Annotated in this window: 1 protein-coding gene; it reads left to right on the top strand. The window is 60.0% G+C overall.

The annotated features are described in order from the left end of the window. Window positions 1-75 precede the first annotated feature (75 nt). A protein-coding gene (locus tag ACUCV3_RS27325) for an IS5 family transposase (RefSeq protein WP_107917612.1) occupies window positions 76-836 on the top strand; the annotation gives its coding sequence in 2 pieces (ribosomal slippage) (window positions 76-412 and window positions 412-836; 762 coding nt in all). Window positions 837-852: the final 16 nt, after the last annotated feature.

Genomic DNA, 852 nt, shown 5'->3' with positions numbered 1-852 from the left:
TAGGCCGTAAACTCATAAAAGCCTTGAGGATTGGCGATTGACGTGATTCAGAGGCCTCGAGAGTTGGAGGGCTTGATGGCACGGCGGCGGTACGAACTGACAGATCGGGAATGGGCGATTATCGAGCCGTTGCTGCCCAACAAACCACGGGGCGTGGCGCGGGTGGATGATCGCCGGGTTCTCAACGGGATTATGTGGCGCTTTCGCTCAGGAGCGACGTGGGCCGAAGTGCCCGAGCGCTACGGCCCCTCGACGACCTGCTACAACCGGTTTGTCCGCTGGCGCAAAGCCGGGGTCTGGGACCGGCTTCTGGCAGCGGTTTCCGCCGGATATAATGGTGAACTGGTGATGATCGATTCCACCTGCATGCGCGTCCACCAGAATGGTGCGACGGGCAAAAAGGGGGAAGCTGCGATCGTGGCATGGGACGTTCCCGGGGCGGTCTCACCAGCAAACTCCATGCTCTTGTCGATGCTGACGGACGCCCTGTCGGCCTGAGACTGACCGGCGGGCAAGTCCATGATGCCTGTGAAGCCGAAGCGCTGATTGAGGCCATTCCCGAGGGCGCAACCCTGCTGGGGGACAAAGGATATGACAGCAACGCCATCCGTCAGGCCGCTGCTGCCAGAAACGTTTGGGCCAACATTCCCAATCGATCCAACCGCAAGCAACCCTTCGCCTTCTCGCCGTGGCTCTACAAACAGCGAAACCTCGTCGAACGATTCTTCAACCGCATCAAGCAGTTCCGGGGCATCGCCACCCGCTATGACAAAGACCCTGCCAACTTCCTCGCAGCCATCAAGCTCATCTGCGTGCGCATCTGGTGCAGTGCGTAATGAGTCTACGCGCTAG

This window comes from Sphingobium sp. VMM, assembly GCF_056790315.1.
Note: the sequence above shows the minus strand (reverse complement) of the source record. Positions and strands in the feature narration are given on the sequence as shown.